The organism is Desulfosporosinus youngiae DSM 17734 (assembly GCF_000244895.1).
In the GTDB taxonomy this organism is placed as follows: Bacteria; Bacillota; Desulfitobacteriia; order Desulfitobacteriales; family Desulfitobacteriaceae; genus Desulfosporosinus; species Desulfosporosinus youngiae.
This window is the reverse complement of sequence record NZ_CM001441.1, coordinates 3,916,234-3,935,370: the sequence shown is the minus strand read 5'-3', so window position 1 is coordinate 3,935,370 and position 19,137 is coordinate 3,916,234. Positions and strand designations below refer to the sequence as shown.

The window sequence follows — 19,137 nt, the reverse complement described above, 5'->3', positions numbered from 1 at the left end:
AATTAGGTATAGGTTGAGAAAAGCAATAGCCGAACGGTTCAAATAAAGAAGGGACCGCGGGCATAAAGAAGTCCTCCCGCCTGTTTAAGGAAGAGGACTTTGAAGTTTCAGCCTAGATCTATTGGGCTTAGTGGATCGATTGTCCTTCAGCTTCGGTTAACAATTTCCTTAGGATTAAAATGCCTTGCATGGTTCTCGGAAATCCTGCACTAGGTGCCACTAAGAGAATAGCGTGTTCGATTTCCTCTTTAGTGCAGCCGCATTTCATGGCTTTTAGGATGTGTGTTCTTAAGGCTCTTGGGTATTGGCACTCCGTAGATAAAGCTACTTTAATGAGCCAGCATGTTTTTTCATCTAAGGGTCCGCCATCCTTATGTATTAGCTGGCCGTATTTTTCATAGGCATCATAAATGGTCCCATGATGTTCTGTAAAGTACTTTAAGTTAATTTCTGTACTATCAAGGTTATCAAAATAATCATCCATGCCAATGAACTCCTTTCCGTTATATTTACATTATCATCCAATTTGTGGATTTTTATTCATTGAGTAACCGGTGTTATACAGGATGTACTAAATTCAACTTATAGGTATAATAAAATAACAGTTTTTGGTCAGGCGAATAAGGGGGGATTTGAATTGAAGAAAATGGAGATAGAGCTCAGGAAAGAAATCAGAGAAGTTCTTATAGAGGATCTTAAGAGATATTTCGCGAATGAGAGGGATGAAGATCTTAGCAATTTAGGCGCTGAGCTTCTTCTTGATTATATTCTAATTAATATCGGGCCTTATATTTATAATAAGGGGATCGAAGATTCTTATAATTATATGAGCGAACGTGTCGAGGATTTGCTCAGTCTTGAGAAACGTTTTAGGTGAAAGACAAAACTTAGAAAGCAGGAGAAAGCAATGTGTCTGGTTAACTCCTTTCAACCCATTGTAGGTCTACGAAGAACGGGTGTCATTTGTTAAGGATATGAGGATCGCCTTATGGGATGTAATTACAAATTGTTATGCAAATTCGAAGAAAAGCTGAACGAGTGGGAGTGTATCAAAGAATTTTTAAATACGATCACTGACTGTTAATGAGGTTTGGATTCCGGTGGAAGAAATTAGCTATTGTCAAAAGGGAAGAGGCGTGCCTCTTCCCTTTTGACTGGATATTAAATCGGTTAGATATTCAAGTTTAAATGTCCCTCGATCCAATCGACAAACTGTTTAGCAGTCCTTGCAGAACGTCCGTTATACCATAGTGCCCATTGCAAAGCCTCTCGCTGCAGGCGTTCCCTGTCAATTATCAAATTTCTGCTGTCAGCGATCCCTTCAACAATTTTCAAATAACGTTTCTGATCGGGTGAAGAGAAAACAACGTTTATTCCGAAACGATCCGCGAGGGAAAGCTTTTCCTGCATACTGTCCCCGGCATGAACCTCTTCATTATGGTTGCCTGAATGTAAGCCTGCCCTTTCGCTGAAATACTCTTTTACTAAATGTCTTCGGTTGGAAGTTGCGTAGATAAGTATGTTAGGGGTTTTGCTTTCAAGTCCGCCCTCAAGTACGGCCTTGAGCGAGGTATAGTTTTCCTCATTGTCTCCGAATGCTAAATCGTCAACAAAGATGATGAACTTTTGAGCTCTGTTTTTCAGCTGCCGGATAATTAGCGGAAAATCGGCAAGATAGGCTTTGGGGACCTCAACCATGCGTAATCCTTGTGTATGATATTCATTGAGTATGGCTTTAACGGTTGATGATTTTCCTGCGCCTCTGTCACCATATAAAAGTACATTGTTGGACGGAAAACCCTTCAGAAACTGAAGAGTATTCTCTATCACTGGTGAACGTTCGTTTTGGTATTCCACTAACTCATCTAAAGTAATTGGATCAGGATGATCTATACCCTTAAGGTAACCTTGTCCATTTGTTTTTTCCCATACAAAGGCAATGTAACGCGCGAATACACCACACCCGTAAGTTCTGTGGAAAATTTTAAGCTCCTTCAGGCACTCAGCCCATTGAATAGAACGGCAAAACTGCTCTTTAATTTGTTGAATATGGGCAAGGCTGCCGGAAGTTTGAGGTATAATTGCCCAATCGGGGAGCCCCTCAATCAATGTCTGACAGCCGGGCTCTTCAAATAACTGATTAAGTGCTGCTTTGATCATGGCTGGCTCAAGTTTGGAAACCAGTTGAAGCGCTTTTAAATCATTTGAAGCAGCCTTTTCCAGAATAGGGTCAAAACCGTTGTTCTGCACAGCCTGTAAGTTAAATGTAAATGGATTTTCATCGAAAACTATCTTGTCCAGGATGTATTCTTGCAATGACATCGTACCGCTTTTGGCCAGTTCAAAGTAATAATCGTTATATGAATTGACAATCTCTCTAAGTTCAGTATCCGTTTTGTTTAGACAATAAAGCAGGGACCGCAGGCTGTTGATTACTTTATCGTTCAGCAGTCCTCGATAGATAGACAGAGAATCCAGTGCCAGCAATGTGGTCGTTAATGTCTTTTGGCTCATTATTTAGTTCCTCCAGTTGTAATTCCAAACAAAATCGATCTATCAACTATCTTACTACATTCTTCGGCTCATAACTACTTATAAGGAGAATATCAATGAGTACTCAGGAAGTAAAAATTGGTTATAGGAGTGCTATTAAAGATGAATAAATTCCTGAATAGAATAACTGGGAGAAGGTATTGATTCAGAGAGGCAGAATAATTAAGAAGGAGGAAAAGTGAGGAAAAGTTTAGCTCAAAGAAGCATGTAATAATATGGAAATAAAGAATTGATTCGTGTATACTTATACTGGAATCATTTGCGTCATTATTTAGGCGACAATCTGTTTTAAATTTAGGAGGCCAAATTTTGAAAGACCCAAAAATTCTATATGAAAAACGCGCAAAGCATTATGCCGGCCGGAAAGAAAGACTAACTCGGACTATTAACCAATTAAGCAATGTAAGACTCATCACGTTTCTTGCCGGCTGCGGACTGGCAGGCTTTTTTTATATGACTCACAGTACTTCGTGGAGTTTTGGAATTATGGCTTTGACCATAGTCACTTTCGTTGCCTTGGTAATCTGGCATCAGAACTTAAGAACAAGGCAAAATTATAATCAAGTGTTTTATGAAGTCTATGATCAGGCTTTAAAGCGCCTTGGCGGAGAATGGAAAACCTTCTCAGATGCAGGGGAGGACTTTAAAGACTCAGCACACCCTTACTCAGAAGATCTTGACCTTTTTGGTGTTGGTTCGCTTTTTCAGTGGATTAATACAGCTAAGACCTTTGGCGGCCGGAATAAACTGAAAGAGTGGCTGACCGAGCCTCCGACAAACGTTGAATTGATTCAAAAGAAGCAAGAGGCAATTAAAGAACTTGCGGGGAATCTTGCCTGGCGTCAGCGGTTCTTAGCCGAAGCCCAAATGGCTAAAGGCCCGATCAAGTCTCCAAATGCCATTATTGAATGGGCTAAAACCTATGATAAATCGTATCTGCGGCCAGGCGTTTTAATTTCAGTCCGGGCGCTGCCGATCGTCACAATTACATTTTTGCTGCTTTACCTTATGACAGCAAAGGTCTCCTACTGGTATCCGCTGACGGGTGTTATAATTCAGACAATCATCCTCTTTACCGGAAAGAAACGGGGCAAAGCACTGAATGAGGTTTATACTTATAAAGAGAGCATTAAAATCTATGAGAAAATGTTGGAACGGTTCGAAAAGCGATCCTTCCAATCGGATTATCTCAAGGCTTTAAAGCTGGGTTTATACGATCGTGATAAAAAACCGGCGTTTAAACAAATCAAAAAGCTTTCGAGTATTGCTGAGCTAATAGCTAACCGGGATAATTCAATGTTTTTGGCGATTAACATTCTCACACTTTGGGATATCCAGTGTATGATTGCTCTGGAATCCTGGAAAGAAAGGTCGGGCCGTTATCTTACTCGGTGGCTGGAGACTATCGGCGAATTGGAGGCCTTATCAAGTTTGGCAATCATTCGCTTTGATCACCAGGACTGGGTGATTCCGGAGATTATCACTGAAAGGCCTGGTATTGATGCGGTTAGTATGGGACACCCCCTTTTGAAAGAGGCGGTATGCAATGATTTATCCTTGGATCGACGTTCCGGTATATTGTTAATTACAGGTTCAAATATGTCCGGCAAGAGCACCTTGCTTCGAACGCTGGGTATCAATCTTGTTTTGGCATATGCCGGAGCCCCGGTATGTGCCAAAGTGTTCAGCTGTTCGATACTCCAGATTTATACTTGTATGCGGGTCAGTGATAATCTTGGTGAAAGCATCTCTTCGTTCTATGCAGAGCTGTTAAGGATCAAGCAGATTGTCAGTGCGTCGAAGACCCACTCCAACATTTTCTTCCTGTTAGATGAAATTTTCAAAGGAACGAACTCTCAAGACCGGCATGCCGGAGCTAAGGTTCTAATTCAGCAGTTGAGTAAATCCGGGGCGATGGGTATGGTTTCAACCCATGATTTAGAGTTGGGGAGTATGGAACATGAGAGTGAGAGGAGAATCCGGAATTATCATTTTCGGGAGTATTATAAAAATAATGAAATCCATTTTGACTATAAACTGCGGCCAGGTATTTCAACGACTCGTAATGCTATGTATTTAATCAAAATGGCTGGAATTGATGTGGAGGAAAATAAGCTATGATTCTTGTGAGTTCCTGTTTGCTGGGATTAAATGCGAAGTATAATGGTGAGTCAAATGCCCATGCATTAATTCAGAACTATACTTCTTTAGGAAGGTTTATTCCGGTTTGCCCTGAACAATTGGGAGGATTGCCAACTCCTCGTGATCCTGTGGAGATTATTAATGGAACCGGGTGGGAAGTGCTTCAGGGAAAAAGCTCTGCCCGGGGTGAGCACGGAGATGAAGTAAGCTTACAATTCATTCAAGGAGCAAAGGAAGTCTTGAAAATTGTGGGGATGGTTAGTGTAACAGCAGCGATTCTTAAGGAGCGGAGCCCTTCCTGCGGAGTTAATTATATTTATAATGGAAGCTTTGCCCATCGCCTGATTCCTGGACAAGGTGTGACTGCTGCTCTACTGAAACAGCGTGATATCCCGATTTACTCAGAAGAAGAGCTGACCGAGGAGGGATTAATTGAGCTGATCACAAAGGATAAGGCAGCAGAGCACACAAAATAATGGGAAGGGTTAAGTTGTTTTTTTGATAAAGGTAATATTCCTGACAATAATTATGTCGGGGATATTACCTTTATTTTGTGATATGTGAGGTAAAATATTGATAATTCAAGAAGTTGTGCCTTACCGCCTCTACGTACGATTCGTTCACTCCTGTGCGAGAAACTGCCTTTTTGGGGTCTTTAAGTTTTTAGGACGGTTTTTTAGAGTGTTTATTCGAGACCTTTATGGAAAGGGGTGCTCAATAAGTTTAGACATTTTAGATTGAATGAAATGTAAGCCTCGAAGAGATATGTTCCTTTTCGAGGCTATTTGTCTTCAGTTATTTGTCTAGTAAAAAATCTTAAACAGCTATATCGTAGTCGGCCCAATTAGATCATTTTAAATTACAAAAATCGGCAAGTGAATCAGAACTGGGGGAGATCAGATGTCAAAACGGAGCAAACATTCCATGTCTATTAAAACTCGAATTACTCTTGTAGCCGGGATGGTGATTATTGTCGTGGTGGCGGCCTTATCCGGCGCTAGCCTGTGGAATGCTGAAAAACTACTTAAAACCAGTGAACTTCAAACAGAGCGACTTGTGGAACAGGGAATTAAGGATGAATTTGTTAATCGTATGGATCGGGCAAAGTCGTCTGTACTATCCGTGACTATGAACCCAGACGTGGCAAAGGCTTTAGCTGAACAAGACCGAACCACAGTTGCCCGTCTGGTTCAGCCTGTTTTTGACGAGATTAAGAAGGAAGGCTTTAGCCAACTCCAGTTTCATCTCTCACCAGCCATTTCCTTTTACCGGGCACATTCCCCGAATAAATTTGGAGATGATCTTTCAAAGATTCGCCCGACAGTGGTGGCTGCCAATTTAGAACATAAAATTGTGGAAGGATTGGAAGAAGGGGTCGAAGGATACGGATTTCGAGTGGTGGTTCCGGTCAAGTACCAAGAGCTGTGGGTTGGTACTGTAGAGTATGGAATGGATTTCGGAGAAGACTTTTTAGAGTCTTTGCAAAAAAAGAACCCTGGGGATTATTTTATCTATCTTCTCGATCCAGCGACTTCCATGGTCAAAAAGGTGAAAGAGAATGGCGGTCTGCTGGCAGGTACCAGTGAAGATAATTTCCCCGTACCGGAAAGTACGCTGAAAGCACTTGTCAATGGGCAGGCTCAATTTACGGTAAGTGAGGATGGCCGTTTCAATGTTTCGCTCATTCCCTTCCAAGACTACCGGGGAGACGTGAAAGGGTATATCAAAACGGCAGTCTCGCGGGAAGGGATAGAACAAGAGCTAAGCGCTCTGAAACGCTGGGTCTTGCTGGTGGGATTATTGGTTCTTTTGTTGGGAGTCGCTGCCGGATATTTGGTTTCATTAACTCTTACCCGGCCGCTGATTCAGTTGACAAAGGATGCAGAAGTTCTGGCAACGGGAAATTTAAACCTTGATATTAAGACAAATTGGTACGGAGAGTTGGAAACCTTAGCTCTCGCCATGAAAAAGATGCTGGAGAATACCAGGGAAACATGTTCTTCAATAAACCAAGTGGCAGAGCGGGTCGAGAGTTCTTCAAGAGAAATTTCAGCGGCTGTCAGTCAAACATCCAAAGGGACAGACCAAGTGTCTGAGAGTGTTGGCCAGGTTGCCAGCGGTTCTCAGGCGATTGCCCAGCGTACGAGTGAGATGAATGTACAAAGTGAGGGTATTAATCAAAGCATTCAAACCTTGGCACGACATATCGAGAACATTGCGGCAAGCACCACCGACGTTAGTGGACGAACCGTTAGCGGAGAAACAATTATGAAACATCTGGCGGATAAGATGCGGACCTTTGCGGACAAAGTTGGGGAGATTCAGAACGGAAGTCAGCTTCTTAAAGAACAAACCGGAAAAATCCGCGGGATTACTCAGATTATTACGGGGATTTCTGAGCAGACTAATCTCCTTGCCCTTAATGCGGCGGTAGAGGCGGCGCGTGCCGGTGAAGCCGGACGAGGATTTGCTGTAGTAGCCGAAGAAGTCCGTAAGTTGGCTGAGGGCTCCAGAGAAAGCGCCTCACAGATTGCGGCGTTGATCAATGAAGTGACTTCAAATGTAGAAAGCTCTGCCCAAGCTTCAGAAGAAGCTGTTCTTTTGATCAAAGAACAATCAGATATAGGAGAACAGGCATTGGAGCAATTTACGGAAATATCCCAAGGGACGCAATCAGTGGCTCAAATGTTAAGGGTAATGGAGGATGAGGTTCAGCAGGTTGTTCAGATGGGGGACGCAATCACCAGGTCAGTTTCGGAGATTTCGGGTATGTGCCAGGAAGATGCGGCCGCTGCAGAGGAAATTGCCGCTTCCACAGAGGAGATGAGTGCAGCGGTTGGTATGATTCGTGAAAGTACGCAAGGACTGGTTCTCTTGACGGAGGACTTGAAGGCCCAAAGTAAGCGGTTTGTGATTTGAAGTCGGCAATCTAATCAGGTATAATTGCAAAGTAAACTATGCCTAAACTCTCAATGAGGATTGTTGAGGAGGAAAATCATGAAATTAGTGACTGTTAAGGAAATTTACAGAGAGACAGACCTGTTTCTCAATCAAAAAGTAGAACTCTCCGGATGGGTTCGTACTGTGCGTACCTCCAAAGCATTTGGCTTTATAGAAATCAATGATGGAAGTTTCTTCGAAAATATTCAAGTCGTTTTCGAAGAGAGTCTGGATAATTTCCTTGAGATCGGGAAGCTGACCATTAGCTCGGCGATCCGTATCCAAGGTGAGCTGGTCTCTTCACCGGGTGCCAAACAACCCTTTGAAGTGAAGGCGGAAAACATTGAGATTCTGGCCTTGTCTGCGGCGGATTATCCTCTGCAAAAAAAGCGGCATACCTTTGAGTATTTGAGGACTATTGCCCATTTGCGCCCGAGAACGAATACCTTTGCGGCTGTCTTTCGGCTGAGATCCGTTGTTGCTTACGCAATTCATAAGTTCTTTCAGGAGAAGGGATATGTCTATGTACATACTCCGATTATTACCGGCAGTGATGCTGAAGGCGCAGGGGAAATGTTTAGGGTGACTGCCTTGGATATGGCTTTGCCGCCCAAGGATGAATCGGGCAACCTTGATTTTGCCAAAGACTTTTTCGGCAGGGAAACCAGCCTGACAGTAAGTGGTCAGCTTAATGTGGAGACGTATTGCATGGCCTTTCGAAATGTGTATACCTTTGGGCCGACGTTTCGAGCAGAAAATTCCAATACGGCGAGACATGCCGCTGAGTTTTGGATGATTGAACCGGAGATTGCTTTTGCTGATCTTTCAGATAACATGAATTTAGCTGAAGAGATGATGAAGTTTGTGATCCAATATGCCTTGGACAATGCTCCGGAGGAAATGGCCTTCTTTAATAAGTTTGTCGATAAGACCTTATTTGATCGCTTGGAAAATATCCTAAGCTCGGAATTTGTTCGTGTTACTTATACAGAGGCTGTGGAAATGCTGCAAAGGGAAAATGTCAAGTTCGAGTATCCTGTTTGCTGGGGGATGGATCTTCAAACTGAGCATGAACGTTATTTGACTGAAAAGATCTTCAAAAAACCTGTCTTTGTCTCAGATTATCCTAAGGATATTAAGGCTTTCTATATGCGGCTGAATGACGACAACAAGACGGTAGCCGCTATGGACCTGCTCGTTCCCGGAGTTGGTGAGATTATCGGGGGAAGCCAGCGGGAAGAACGGCTGGATATCCTGCAGCAGCGTATGCAGGAATCCGGACTGAACGCAGAGGATTACTGGTGGTATCTTGACTTAAGGCGGTATGGCGGTGTGAAACATGCCGGGTATGGTCTGGGTTTTGAACGGGTGATTATGTATTTGACGGGTATGGCCAATATTCGGGATGTGATTTCATTCCCTAGAACCGCGAATTCCTGTGAGTTTTAACAAACGGCACAGGCAGGAACTTTCAGTGAAATGATTGATCAGACAGATGTATTAATTTAGTACATCTGTTTTTTATTTTGCACATAGTTGTATTCCTCATGTCATTTGTTTTTACTATCTTTGGTACCAGGTGCATGATTAGCATTTCATTGGCTTGGGACGAACACCATTAACCTTATTTATGTTATTATATTAGTTTAGGATGGGGGATCAAGAGGATTTGTCCTTTTACCCTAGCTGCATTCGTCATATTACGTACATTAATGACATTTATCCTTGTATATTTTTCCATTATGGCGGATGCTTTCGAAGTTTACACTCTTTTTGGGAGGTGTTTCTTAAAAATTAAACTAAAACCCTTCTGTAATATCGGTTCTCCTATGGCATCCATTACCTTTTGGTATAGCAAATAATTATTGTGATATCATAGAGGGAGGGGGGTCTGTTGCTAAATCAAGGACGTACAGTATGTTATAATAAGCACAAGAAGTGAGGTGAAGTGGTCGTGTACCGATTAGAGGATTTAAATCCAATGCAGCGCGAAGCTGCGGAGCATAGAGAAGGGCCGCTTCTAATTCTTGCCGGAGCAGGATCGGGGAAAACCCGGGTTCTCACCTATAGAATTGCCCATTTGATTGCTCAAGGGGTAGAACCCAGTGAGATATTAGCCATTACATTTACCAATAAAGCTGCCAAAGAGATGCGGGAACGGGTGGCTGCCTTGCTGGGCAGTGAAGGATATGGCCTATGGGTTACTACCTTTCACTCAGCCTGTGTCCGTATTTTAAGACGTGATATCGATAATTTGCCGGGGTATAACCGGAATTTTGTCATTTATGATACAGGGGATCAGCAGTCCTTAATCAAAGCCTGCTTAAAAGAAGAAAACTATGATGAAAAAAAGTTTCCGGTGCGCAGTGTAGCTGCGGTTATTAGTGATGCTAAGAACAAGCTCCAGGACCCGGAGGAGTTTTCCTATAAAGCTGCCAGTTATTTTGAACAAAAAGTCGTCGATATTTACCGTTCTTATCAGAAACGCCTTAAGAGCAATAATGCTCTTGATTTTGATGATATTATCATGCTCACGGTACAGCTTTTCCAGCAAAGCGACCATGTGTACCGGTATTATCAGGATAAATTCCGCTATATTATGGTAGATGAGTACCAGGATACCAATCATGCTCAGTATAGGCTGATCAAGCTTTTAGCCAGTGAATACCGCAATCTTTGTGTGGTGGGGGATGATGATCAATCCGTCTATGGATGGAGGGGTGCGGATATCCAAAATATTCTCGACTTTGAGCGGGATTATCCGGAAGCGAAGGTCATCAAACTTGAACAAAATTACCGTTCAACCCAGACGATTCTCAGTGCCGCTAATGCGGTGGTTAAGAATAATGAGTCCCGTAAGGAGAAGTCGCTCTGGACGGAAAACTCAGAGGGGCAGTCTGTGGTGTGTTATGTAGGGTCTGACGAACGAGATGAGGCCAGCTATGTGGTCAATCGCATTCAGCGTTTGCACGAGCTGGAAGGGCGTCCTTATAATGATTTTGCCATTCTTTATCGGACAAATGCTCAGTCCCGGGCTCTTGAGGAGCGTTTCATGAAGGAAGGCATACCGTACCGCGTGTTCTCGGGACTGAAATTCTATCAGCGTATGGAGATCAAGGACATTTTAGCCTATTTGCGGGTTCTATATAATCCGGCAGATCAAGTGAGTTTTGCCCGGGTGCTTAATGTGCCGAAACGCGGACTGGGAGACACCACGCTGCAGAAGGTACTGGAATATGCGGATGAACAAGGAATGCCTGTGCTGGACGCCGTTCTGGAGGCTGAATATATCCCGGAATTATCGACACGCGCCAAGAAGCCGTTAATTGCCTTTGCCCACCTGATGCAGGGCCTGGCGAGCTTTGCTGAAGGGGCAAGAGTCTCAGATCTGGTGGAAGAGATTCTGAACAAAACGGGGTACAAAGGAATCCTTGAAGCTGAAAACACTCCGGAAGCGGAAACCCGTCTGCAAAACCTGATGGAATTTCTTTCCGTCACCTCCGAATATGATGATAAAGCAGCTCAGGCTGCACAAAACGCCTTGAACGATGGAGTTGAGGAGGAGACTGTCCCGGGGTTAAGCGGATTTTTAGAACAAGTATCCTTGGTTGCCGATATTGATGAATTAGACCAGGCCGAGGAAGCCGTGGCATTAATGACGATGCATAGTGCCAAGGGCTTAGAATACCCCGTTATTTTTGTGGTTGGTATGGAAGATGGGATTTTCCCCAGCAGCCGTTCAATAATAGAGCCAATTCTTTTAGAGGAAGAACGGCGACTTTGTTATGTCGCCATCACTCGGGCGAGGGAGAAACTATACCTGTGTCATACAGAAATGCGGATGCTCTATGGCAAGACGCAATACAATCAGCCCTCTCGCTTTTTGATGGAGATACCGTCGGAATTAATGACGGATATAGACCCCCTTGATCCGCCAAAACGTCGTCCTGCTGCTCCAGCTAAGCCGATTCGGAGAAGGGATGCCCTGTCGGACCGAACCATTCCTTTAGGTTCAGGGTCGTGGGAAAAGGATTTTGGGAGTACGCTGGTCATTAAAGGAGGTGAGGCGCATCAGGTAGGAGAAAAAGTGGAACACGCGACGTTTGGTCGAGGGATTATTGTCTCCATTAAAGGAGAAGGAAATCAAGCGGAACTGTCAATTGTTTTTGACAGTGGAATCAAGAAGTTAATTGCGGAGTATGCCAAGTTAACGAAACTGTGACATTTTTTATTCTTTATCCAGGTGCATTTCAAAAAATGAGGAAGAGAAAGGTTTAGGTGTTTGATTATGTCAGATAAAATTTATATCGTTGGTCACAAAAGCCCAGATACAGATTCAGTTTGCTCAGCTATTGCTTTAGCCCGTTTAAAAGAACTCACAGGGACTGCCAATGTTGTTCCTTGCTCTGCCGGTAAACTCAATAAAGAGACAGAGTATGTTCTCAACTTCTATGGTGTTGCTATTCCTGAAGTGTTGGAGTCTGTAGAAGCAGGTCAGCCATTGGTTCTCGTTGACCACAACGAGTGGGGTCAAGCAGTTGCCGGTGGAGATCAAGCTAAACTTATCGAAGTTATCGACCATCACAAAATCGGTGGACTGCAAACCTCTGATCCTATCCATATCCGTATCGAGCCTGTTGGTTCCACATGTACGATTGTAGCGAAGGCTTTTAAAGAACAAGGATTAGTTCCGGAAAAACCAATTGCAGGAATCCTGCTCGCCGCCATTCTCTCCGACACCGTTATCTTTAAATCCCCTACCTGCACAGAGGAGGATAAGGTAATCGCAGCTGAATTAGCAGCAATTGCTGGTGTTGATCCCAAGACCTTCGGTATTGACATGTTTAAAGCATCTTCCAACATTGCAGACCGCACTCCGCAAAGCATGATTGAGGAAGACCTCAAAGCCTTTACCATGGGACCACACAAAATCGGGGTTGGACAAGTCAGCTTAATGGGCATGGAAGGCTTCGAAGATGTACGTGCTAACTTAACAGCGGCTATTGAAGCACATCGTGCTGCTAATGATATGAAATATCTCTGCCTGATGGTTACGGATATTCTCGAAGATTATACTGAACTGATTGTTAAAGGGGACAACCCTGAAGAAGTGGCTAAAGCCTTCGGTAAAGAACTTGTCAATGGAAGCGTTCCCCTGCCGGGCGTTCTTTCCCGTAAGAAGCAAGTTGTACCACAAATGACCACATATTTCCAAGGCTAATCATAATACCTAAGCTTGCTTTATAATATTGAGAAAAAGGGGTTGTAACTAACGTTTGAAGTATGTTACAATCCCTTTTTGATGCCTTATTTATCTCAATTGCCGTTATTTGGAACCTTAAATTAGTCAGGATAGGCTGTGCTTGTAACTCTCTGGCTCATCTTAATGGAGTGAGACTCAACATCCCTCGCCTAAGGCTGTAAGGCAGATGCCGGCACATCAAGATGTCAGGACTGGTTCGAAATATTACACTATATGTAATATAATATTGTCTATAGTGTAATGTCGGGTGGGTATCAAACGCCGGCGGCTTTGAAAGACATATGGTAGGGTTATACTAATAATAGTTTAGGTTGGAAGCGAGGGATTTCAGTGCAGGATGATCTTGAGCGCCTGGCAGCGCTGCGCAAAAATCTGGAAGAGGCCAATAAACAATATTACGAGCTGGATCAGCCCCGCATCACGGATGCGGAATATGATGCTCTGCTGCGTGAGCTTCTGGAATTGGAGGCTAAGCATCCGGATTGGGTTACCCCGGATTCACCCACTCAGCGGGTTGGGGGAGCGGTAGCTAAAGAGTATACAAAAGTCCGGCATTTGGAACCTCTCCTTAGTTTAGATAATGCCTTTGCTCCGGGAGATTTGAGGGAATTTGACCGACGGGTCCGGCAAGCTGCTCCTGCGGCAGAATATGTGGTGGAACTGAAAATTGACGGCTTGACTGTGGCTCTGACCTATGAGGATGGGTTGCTGGTGCGTGGAGCTACTCGGGGAGATGGAGCTGTGGGAGAAGATATTACGGCCAATGTCAAAACCGTAGGATCAATTCCCCTGCGCTTGAACAAGACGGTTCCCAGGTTAAATGTCCGGGGAGAAGGGTACATGCCTAAAGCCTCTTTCGCCCGGTTGAATCAGGAACGTGAAGAAGAAGGGCTATCCACCTTTGCTAATCCCCGCAATGCCGCAGCAGGGTCATTGCGTCAGCTGAATTCCCGAATCACGGCTGAGCGCAAGCTGGACTATTTTGCCTATCAGGTTTTATCGGCCCGAGAATTAGAATTACATAACCAAATTGACGTGCTTACCTATTTAAAAGAGCAGGGTTTTATGGTCAACCCTGAATACAAGCTATTTAGCGACATTGAAGAGGTCATAGCTTATTGTGAACAAATGACAGCGGAGCGTCATAATTTTCCCTATGATATCGACGGTTTAGTCATAAAAGTCAATGAATTTGACCTGCAGCAGGAGCTGGGCTTTACGGCTAAAAGTCCCCGCTGGGCCATTTCCTATAAATTTCCGGCAGAGCAAGTGGAAACCGTTGTTGAAGATATTGTCCTTCGAGTAGGACGGACAGGAGTTTTAACCCCAACAGCGGTCTTGCAGGCGGTGTCTGTGGCAGGCTCCACAGTAAGCCGTGCCACCCTTCATAATCTGGATAATATCCGCGAAAAAGATATTCGGATTGGAGACCACGTACTCATCCATAAGGCGGGGGATGTGATTCCCGAGGTTATCAGAGCTCTGCCGGAAAAACGCAGCGGCGCGGAAAGGCTCTTTGAAATGCCCGAGCTTTGTCCCGAGTGCCAGAGTCCGGTTTCCCGTGAGGAAGGGGAGGCAGCCTATCGCTGCCAAAGTATCAGCTGTCCCGCTCAACAACGGGAGGGGATTATTCATTTCGTCTCTCGCGATGCTATGGGGATTGACGGACTGGGACCGGCGGTTGTTCAACAGCTCCTGGATGCGGGCTTGATCAAAGATGCCGCTGATCTCTATGCCCTAACCTTTGAGGATCTGATTCCTTTAGAACGGATGGGAAAAAAATCTGCCGAAAACTTACTGAAGGCTATTGCCGACAGCAAAGAGCGTGGCTTAGCTCCTTTGATTTTTGCTCTGGGCATTCGTCATACAGGAGTAAAAGCAGGGAAAATCCTGGCTCAAACCTTTGGTTCCATGGAAAAGCTGCAGGAGGCGACGTTTGAGGAGCTGCAAGCCATACCGGATATAGGGCCGGGGATGGCGGAAAGTTTGGTACAGTTTTTTGGCTTGGAAAGTACGGCGCGGTTTCTGCAGAAAATGCGTGCTGCGGGAGTGAAGATGACCGCCGGAGCATCCGCGAAGCCCCAGCTATTGGCCGGTAAAAGCATTGTGGTGACGGGTTCTCTGGAGCGCTGGGAGCGGCGTGAGATTGAGACCCTTATTGAAGAGTATGGCGGCAAGGCGGCGAGCAGTGTCAGTAAGAAGACTGCTTTCGTCGTTGCCGGGGAGAAGGCCGGATCAAAGCTGGTGAAAGCTCAAGGCCTGGGAGTACCGATCTTGACTGAAGAGGAATTTGAAGAGCTAATAAAGCATTAGTCTTCACTAATAAAAGAACGTTTCTTCGCAATGAAGGAACGTTCTTTTATTATTAGTGAAAGTTATAATCATTACTATATACAAGGAAAGGGAAATAGTATAAACTGATTTAGTAATTGAATTGATATACTTTGAGTAATTTTGAGAAAAAATGCACGAAAAGAGGGGTTAGAGATAAAGTTTCAGCTAAATATCATCAAAAACCTGTCATTGTCAAAGAAGATTATCGCGGGGCTACTGATCGCAGGCCTGATTTTCTTGTCCATTGGCATATATGCGGTAACAACCATCAGTAATACTCAAAGAACTCTTTCATCTCAACTCAATGATGGAATGGCTAAATTGAGGATTAATGATTCCATTAAAACCATTGTCTTAACTCAACAAAATCTAACTCTGACGTTTATTTCATCTAAGGATGAGACCCTTAGAAAAGCTGCCATTGATGAATTCAGATACTATGATCGATACTTCACTGAAGAAATAATTAAGCTGAACAACTATTTGACGGATGAAGAAAAGCCGGTATTTGAAGATATTAAACATAAACACGAGGTTTTTAGTTATTTAAGTAATGCTATGTTTTCCTTACATACGAGGGGGAACGAATTAGTCGTTGCTCAAATTGAGCCTAATTCCAAAGCCTCTACTGAAAAACTGGTTGAAAGCAGTAACCAAATGAGTGAGGATACCATACAGGCGCTCAATGATGTTCAGGCCAATGGAGATGCTAATATTAAAAATGCTTTAAGAAGATCATCCCTTTATGGGCTGCTGGGTTTGGTATTGTCCATATTCGTCAGTTTCTATGTGGTTAGAGAGATCCAGAAACCGGTTAAAGGTCTCATGGAAGTAACCCGAAAAGTAGCGTTAGGAGATTTGAGGAATAGGGCTGCGGCGGAGAGCAGGGATGAAATCGGCGAACTGGCACAATCTTTTAACTTGATGATTGATAATTTAGAGAGTGTCATCAAGGATACGACTCATAAAAGTGATCAATTGTTAGCATCCAGCGAAAGTATCAGAAAATCGACTCAAGAGTATGCCGGTTTAGCAGAGAATATTTCGGCATCCTTTTCCCAGGCAAGCATGGACGTAGCCTTAAATGCCGATGGTATTAGAGAAATGAGTTATATTATCGATGAAACTAATGCCAATGTGGCCAATATTGCTGCCGTTACGGAGAAGATCTCTGAAGCAGCGGGTATTTCTTCACAAAGAGCCGAAGACGGCGGGTTAAAATTAGATACTGCCGTTAGTCATTTGCTGGAAATCGATACGAACTCCAGGGAAACAAATGTTATCCTGTCTGGGCTTGCACTCCTTTTTGAGGAAGTTGCCCAAATAACCAGCGTCACTAAAAAATTTGCGGAGCAAACCAATCTGTTGGCTTTAAATGCCGAGATCGAAGCTGCCCATGCCGGAGATATGGGGAAAGGCTTTTCCGTAATTGCTTCAGAAGTGCGCAAGTTGGCCCAGGCTAGTACAGAGAACAGCCATCGTATTGAAAAAAAGCTGGAGGAAGTATCGGGATTTTCTCGGAAAGTGACTGAAGTCATTAATAAAAGTAATTTATCAATTGCCAACACCAAAACTATTGTTGAGGATTTGAGCAAAAGTTTGAAAGAAATTATTGCTAACACTAAAATGGAGGCCTTGGAAATAAAGAACATTTATAACACCATAGAAGACTTGCGGAAAGCAAGCAACTCAATGGCGGGTAAAGCCAAGGATATTGGCGGCTTTTCCCTCTCGACAAGCAACCAGATCAGTGTCGTGGAAGTAAGCATCAAAGAGCAGACCAGCTTTATCAAAGAATTGCATGCTCAGGCCGAATCCCTAGATTCTTTGGCGGTAAACCTCCAAGGAGTTGTCAGTAAATTTACGGTAGGAGGTTCAGTATGAATAAAAAGGTTAAATTAATAACTCTTATATCTTTGGGAGTGCTTATGGTGATATTACTGGGGATATATTCGGTTCCCAAACTGTTGGATTCCGGCAAAACTGCTGCCGCTCAGTCAACGGAAATAATTGCTCAAACTAAATTGCCGTCCCCACAACCTAAGCTGGATTCATTTATACCCATTTCGGAACAGTATCAAGAAAGCGTTCATTCGACTGCCTTGAATACCCTGCTTGAAGAAATGAAAAAGCCGGATCATCATGTACAGCCACGCTGTTTTCAATGCCATTCTTATGAGTATGCCATGGCGCCGATGGATGGCAAACCGGCGGTTGCTCAACTGAATTCATCGATTGGCTGCGCTGACTGCCATAAGATTGATAATTTGGGTGCCTATACCTTAAAGGATGAAAATGTAACGGAATTATGTTCCAGCTGTCATACGGGCATGTCCAGCGGCACGGTTAAGCCGGGAGGGTCCTGGCATCATCCCCATGGAGAAATGTTTAAAGGCATAGGTGCCATAGGGCTTCCCGAAATGCCTGATGGTCGCTATAAGGAAGGGATAAGTTGTGCGGAATGCCATATGACCAATCAAAACCATACCTTTGAAGCGACTCTTCCCAGTAAAGCGATGGAAGAGAAACGAATTACCTCCTGCAATCTTTGTCATGCCAATGAAGATGAGCAGGAATTTGCTGAGCGCATTGACAAGCTGCAGGAGGACTTTAAAGCCCAGGATGAGCAGTATATGAATCGATTGGCTAGTGTTAATGAGGCCTTGGCTAAAAATAAGGATAACCCGGATTATTCAGAGGCCAATAATTTATATGGCAGACTGTTCACGAATCTAACCTTGATTGAGGCTGATGCCAGCTGGGGAATTCATAACTTAAATTATACTAAGGCGATCATGGCCGATGTTGAAGCAAACCTGCCAAGATTAGAAGAAATGATCAAGTGATAAATAGGGTGTTAAGATGGTTCGACGGTTCTTTGGGTACTTTTCATTTTAGGCAGGAACTAAAAACACAATTTGTTTGCTTGAGTGTGTAAAAAGCAGGTTTTCCAAATTAATGTGGAAAAACCTGCTTTGCTCTTATGATTGCAACTTTGATTTCTTGTATATGAATCCTCCTATAACAATACAACATGATAAAAGCAAAAATAATATTGGTATTCCAAACCCTTGGTTTCTCTTCATTTTTGCTTCATTTACTTTGACTCTAATTTCATTGATTAAGTCTTTGCCGTCGTTTATTTCATGTTTTTGGAGTTTAAGGTCATCATTTTGGTTAAATGATAGAAACTGACTGCCTTTAGCTGTTTTACCGATAAGACCATGAATGTGCAGGGCTGGTTCATCAACATAAACGAGATCTTTTAACTCTTTTTCTATAGCCATCTTTTCTAAGGTTTCATAAGGAATGGCATCTTTTTCGTCATATACACCACTATGAACTAATTTATAAACGCCATTAACTTTAGCTATTTCATATCCTAATCGATCAGAAACTGGTATATACCACTTATCATTGGTATATAAGGCATCGTATAAATCAATATTTTCCTTTTCAAGTACCTTATTTGGATCGAGTCTGTAAATTTTGTATCCTGTATCTTTCATTTGATAGATTTCTGCATCCGTGAGATGATGTGTCATATCTCTTTCTTCCAGCATTTGATTTTGAAAACTTTTAACACTAGCTTGGAAAGCGCTCATTACATCTGTCGGCAATTTTTCTATGGCGAATACGTTTGAACATATTAGAAGCATAAGCATTAGCGTTAAGATAAAAATTTTTAGCTTCATTCTTAAATTCCCCCGTTATTAGTATAACATGTCATCGCTGCTTATTAGACAATTGAGCTATGGAAAAAGCTTCATAGAAATTGGTAAAAACCAGAATCAGGATAAAAGTCCTATTATAAAGAGAGATTTTGAATTTGCTTTGGTTTAAATCCTAATGCCCAAAAAAGGATTCGACTGCAACAATCTTGAAATAAAAGACTAATACATTTG

13 protein-coding genes are annotated in these 19,137 nt (G+C 43.3%); 10 read left to right on the top strand and 3 right to left on the bottom strand.

The window, feature by feature from the left end; all coding sequences use genetic code 11:
- Positions 1–127: 127 nt before the first annotated feature.
- The gene (locus DESYODRAFT_RS18310; protein WP_007785360.1) at positions 128–484 is read right to left on the bottom strand and encodes a carboxymuconolactone decarboxylase family protein; all 357 of its coding nucleotides are present in this window, start codon (positions 482–484) and stop codon (positions 128–130) included.
- A gap of 162 nt (positions 485–646) precedes the next feature.
- Between DESYODRAFT_RS18310 and DESYODRAFT_RS18305 the strand changes: the two genes are divergently transcribed.
- A complete protein-coding gene (locus DESYODRAFT_RS18305) occupies positions 647–877 on the top strand; it encodes a DUF2164 domain-containing protein (RefSeq protein ID WP_042339859.1) in 231 nt (76 codons plus the stop codon).
- Positions 878–1,170: 293 nt separating this feature from the next.
- Here DESYODRAFT_RS18305 and DESYODRAFT_RS18300 read toward each other — a convergent pair whose 3' ends face one another.
- Positions 1,171–2,514 (bottom strand): ATP-binding protein, encoded by a 1,344-nt coding sequence (locus DESYODRAFT_RS18300; protein WP_007785354.1) that lies wholly within the window; start codon positions 2,512–2,514, stop codon positions 1,171–1,173.
- Between the two features lie 348 nt (positions 2,515–2,862).
- On the opposite strand from DESYODRAFT_RS18300, the gene DESYODRAFT_RS18295 reads away from it, so the two are divergent.
- The 9 genes from DESYODRAFT_RS18295 (at position 2,863) to DESYODRAFT_RS18255 (ending at position 18,078) form a co-directional block, all read left to right on the top strand.
- The gene (locus DESYODRAFT_RS18295) at positions 2,863–4,674 is read left to right on the top strand and encodes a MutS family DNA mismatch repair protein (protein WP_007785353.1); all 1,812 of its coding nucleotides are present in this window, start codon (positions 2,863–2,865) and stop codon (positions 4,672–4,674) included.
- A complete protein-coding gene (locus tag DESYODRAFT_RS18290) occupies positions 4,671–5,171 on the top strand; it encodes a 2-thiouracil desulfurase family protein (RefSeq protein WP_007785352.1) in 501 nt (166 codons plus the stop codon). The genes DESYODRAFT_RS18295 and DESYODRAFT_RS18290 overlap by 4 nt, the downstream gene beginning before the upstream one ends.
- 424 nt (positions 5,172–5,595) lie before the next feature.
- Positions 5,596–7,614, top strand: coding sequence for a methyl-accepting chemotaxis protein (locus DESYODRAFT_RS18285; RefSeq protein WP_007785350.1), 2,019 nt, complete (start codon positions 5,596–5,598; stop codon positions 7,612–7,614).
- A 78-nt stretch (positions 7,615–7,692) separates the two neighbouring features.
- A complete protein-coding gene (asnS, locus tag DESYODRAFT_RS18280) occupies positions 7,693–9,084 on the top strand; it encodes an asparagine--tRNA ligase (protein ID WP_007785349.1) in 1,392 nt (463 codons plus the stop codon).
- A gap of 505 nt (positions 9,085–9,589) precedes the next feature.
- Complete coding sequence (gene pcrA, locus DESYODRAFT_RS18275) at positions 9,590–11,857, top strand: DNA helicase PcrA (RefSeq protein WP_007785347.1); 2,268 nt, start codon at positions 9,590–9,592, stop codon at positions 11,855–11,857.
- A 66-nt stretch (positions 11,858–11,923) separates the two neighbouring features.
- Positions 11,924–12,856, top strand: a complete 933-nt coding sequence (locus DESYODRAFT_RS18270) for a manganese-dependent inorganic pyrophosphatase (RefSeq protein WP_007785345.1) — start codon at positions 11,924–11,926, stop codon at positions 12,854–12,856.
- A gap of 372 nt (positions 12,857–13,228) precedes the next feature.
- The gene (gene ligA, locus DESYODRAFT_RS18265) at positions 13,229–15,211 is read left to right on the top strand and encodes an NAD-dependent DNA ligase LigA (protein ID WP_007785342.1); all 1,983 of its coding nucleotides are present in this window, start codon (positions 13,229–13,231) and stop codon (positions 15,209–15,211) included.
- A gap of 141 nt (positions 15,212–15,352) precedes the next feature.
- Positions 15,353–17,116: a methyl-accepting chemotaxis protein gene (locus DESYODRAFT_RS18260; protein WP_007785341.1), complete on the top strand. Its 1,764-nt coding sequence runs from the start codon at positions 15,353–15,355 to the stop codon at positions 17,114–17,116.
- Entirely contained in the window at positions 17,113–18,078 is a 966-nt protein-coding gene (locus tag DESYODRAFT_RS18255; protein WP_007785339.1) for an ammonia-forming cytochrome c nitrite reductase subunit c552, read from the top strand. Before DESYODRAFT_RS18260 ends, DESYODRAFT_RS18255 begins: the two co-directional genes overlap by 4 nt.
- 135 nt (positions 18,079–18,213) lie before the next feature.
- Here DESYODRAFT_RS18255 and DESYODRAFT_RS18250 read toward each other — a convergent pair whose 3' ends face one another.
- The gene (locus DESYODRAFT_RS18250) at positions 18,214–18,927 is read right to left on the bottom strand and encodes a hypothetical protein (RefSeq protein WP_007785338.1); all 714 of its coding nucleotides are present in this window, start codon (positions 18,925–18,927) and stop codon (positions 18,214–18,216) included.
- Positions 18,928–19,137: the final 210 nt, after the last annotated feature.

Excerpts from the sequence above, each read along its gene's own strand:
- DESYODRAFT_RS18310 (WP_007785360.1), bottom strand. The coding sequence starts at position 484 with ATGGATGATTATTTTGATAACCTTGATAGTACAGAAATTAACTTAAAG.
- DESYODRAFT_RS18305 (WP_042339859.1), top strand. The coding sequence starts at position 647 with ATGGAGATAGAGCTCAGGAAAGAAATCAGAGAAGTTCTTATAGAGGAT.
- DESYODRAFT_RS18300 (WP_007785354.1), bottom strand. The coding sequence starts at position 2,514 with ATGAGCCAAAAGACATTAACGACCACATTGCTGGCACTGGATTCTCTG.
- DESYODRAFT_RS18290 (WP_007785352.1), top strand. The coding sequence starts at position 4,671 with ATGATTCTTGTGAGTTCCTGTTTGCTGGGATTAAATGCGAAGTATAAT.
- DESYODRAFT_RS18285 (WP_007785350.1), top strand. The coding sequence starts at position 5,596 with ATGTCAAAACGGAGCAAACATTCCATGTCTATTAAAACTCGAATTACT.
- asnS (WP_007785349.1), top strand. The coding sequence starts at position 7,693 with ATGAAATTAGTGACTGTTAAGGAAATTTACAGAGAGACAGACCTGTTT.
- DESYODRAFT_RS18270 (WP_007785345.1), top strand. The coding sequence starts at position 11,924 with ATGTCAGATAAAATTTATATCGTTGGTCACAAAAGCCCAGATACAGAT.
- DESYODRAFT_RS18255 (WP_007785339.1), top strand. The coding sequence starts at position 17,113 with ATGAATAAAAAGGTTAAATTAATAACTCTTATATCTTTGGGAGTGCTT.
- DESYODRAFT_RS18250 (WP_007785338.1), bottom strand. The coding sequence starts at position 18,927 with ATGAAGCTAAAAATTTTTATCTTAACGCTAATGCTTATGCTTCTAATA.